The sequence below is a fragment of the Moorena sp. SIO3I6 genome, assembly GCF_010672095.1.
Window position 1 is genome coordinate 1 of record NZ_JAAHHU010000796.1, and the last position, 2,186, is coordinate 2,186.

3 protein-coding genes are annotated in these 2,186 nt (G+C 45.1%); all 3 read left to right on the plus strand.

All coding sequences use genetic code 11. The features are described 5' to 3' along the window. Positions 1 to 15: 15 nt before the first annotated feature. Positions 16 to 828: an A24 family peptidase gene (locus F6K49_RS42835; protein ID WP_293107642.1), complete on the plus strand. Its 813-nt coding sequence runs from the start codon at positions 16 to 18 to the stop codon at positions 826 to 828. 347 nt (positions 829 to 1,175) lie between these two features. Then, on the plus strand, positions 1,176 to 1,415 hold the full coding sequence (locus F6K49_RS42840; RefSeq protein WP_293107636.1) for a hypothetical protein: 240 nt from the start codon (positions 1,176 to 1,178) through the stop codon (positions 1,413 to 1,415). 87 nt (positions 1,416 to 1,502) lie between these two features. Beyond that, a partial coding sequence (gene accD, locus F6K49_RS42845; protein ID WP_293107639.1) for an acetyl-CoA carboxylase, carboxyltransferase subunit beta occupies positions 1,503 to 2,186 on the plus strand: 684 nt, incomplete at its 3' end.

Below are 2,186 nucleotides of genomic sequence, written 5' to 3' on the forward strand. Positions count from 1 at the left end.
GGATTATCCACTGCCTTGACAAGGTCGATAGTTTTCGCAATAGTTTTCGCTAGTGGTGCATCTATTGGCAGTTTTCTCAATGTAGTCGTTTACCGACTACCTGCTGGTTTATCCATCCTTTGGCCCCCCTCCCGCTGTCCCCATTGTCTGCATAAGCTGGGCAAGGGAGAGAATGTGCCGGTAATGGGCTGGCTGTGCTTAAAAGGACGTTGCCGTCACTGTAATACCAAGATTTCCAGCCGCTATCCCCTAGTAGAGGCCATAACCGGTGTACTGTTTTTACTAGTTTTCTGGATGTATGGTTGGGGTTGGCAAACCCTAGGGTATTGGGCGTTTTTGAGCTGGCTGTTGACTCTAGCTCTGATTGATATCGATACTATGACCCTACCGAATTCCCTAACTCAGTCTGGATTAGTGGCTGGTTTAGTATTTCAAGGAACTACTGGTTTTTTGCAGGGGTCTCAACCCATAGCAATAATTCCTCAATTAATGACTGGGGTGGTAGGTGCAGTGCTAGGGATTTGGTTGTTTGACCTGATTGCTTTTGGGGGTTCGATTGCCTTTGGTCAATCCGCTATGGGGGGAGGAGATGCTAAACTAGCGGCGATGATGGGAGCTTGGTTAGGTTGGAAGTATTTGCTCTTGGCTAGTTTCATCGCTTGTGGTGTAGGGGCTTTTGCTGGTGGCGCAGCCATTGCCCTGGGTTGGATGAATCGCAAACAGCCAATGCCATTTGGTCCTTTTCTAGCCTTGGGAGCAGGATTGACTCTACTGTGGGGTAAATTAATAGTGTCCACTTACCTAGAACTATTTTTTCCATTGAGTTAAACATTATCTTAGGTGCCCTTTCCTTGTCTTGATGCAGTCGCTCATGGGGGGAACCCCCAAGACCGCGCTGCATCGCTAGGCGAATTAAATTCGCCACATGTCCCACCTATTGAATACTATTCGCTAACTCTCTCAATTTAGACGTTGAAACCGACAACCTAAAAATTACTACATAATAGGAAATCTAAAAAAATTAACCTAATCTAAAATTTTAGCTAATTCTCTACTAATCATAATAATTATAACTAAGTATAACTTATAAATAAAACTATAGATCAAATTAAACTATCAAATTCAACGGCTCTGAAAACTCTACTATTGGTAATGAATGCTATTGGTATTGGCCTGTGTATTGGATAACAATCAGAACTACCAATCTTCGCTGGGAAGCCGAGCTGATGCAGCAGGTGCTAGCCGCTCATGATATTCCAAGTCGCATTCTTGATATTGGGATCATGTCTTATTTAGGTGCAGGTAGCCCTGCGGCTTTACAAGTTCGCTCACCAGATCAATGGACAGCCTTACTGTTGTTGAGTTCCCCAGAAGAAGAGCAGGCAGGACAATCAGATAAATCAGATTATAGCTAAAAAAATATAGGTGCGCTTTCCGTAGGCGAATTAAATTCGCCACGGGTCGCACCTTTAGATAATACGTTAACAGGATTAATAATTTTTATGTCTCTATTCGATTGGTTTGCAAATAGACGAAAAATTGAACCAACCCCTAAACAACCTCAAGAACGGGAGATTGCTGATGGGCTATGGAAAAAGTGTGAAGCTTGCGGAGTGCTCTCCTACGCCAGAGACCTGCAAGCTAATCAAATGGTTTGCACTGAATGTGAGCATCATATGCGAGTCCCTAGTGATGAGCGGATCCGCCAGCTGATTGACCCCCAAACCTGGATCTCACTGGATGAACACCTACATCCGACGGATCCCCTGAAGTTTTGCGATCGCAAATCCTATAGTGATCGTTTGCGAGACAGCCAAGAAAAAACTAAGCTCACAGATGCGGTACAAACCGGCACCGGTAAGCTAGAGAATTTGCCCATTGCTTTGGGAGTAATGGATTTCCGGTTCATGGGCGGTAGTATGGGTTCGGTAGTTGGGGAAAAACTGACTCGTTTGATAGAACAAGGAACTAAGCAACAGGTACCCGTTATAATCGTTTGTGCATCTGGTGGAGCCAGAATGCAGGAGGGGATGTTAAGCCTGATGCAAATGGCCAAAATCTCTGGTGCCTTGGAACGCCATCGTCAAGCCAGACTACTCTACATTCCAGTGCTTACTCATCCTACCACTGGTGGGGTGACCGCCAGTTTTGCCATGTTAGGGGATATTATCATAGCGGAACCGAAG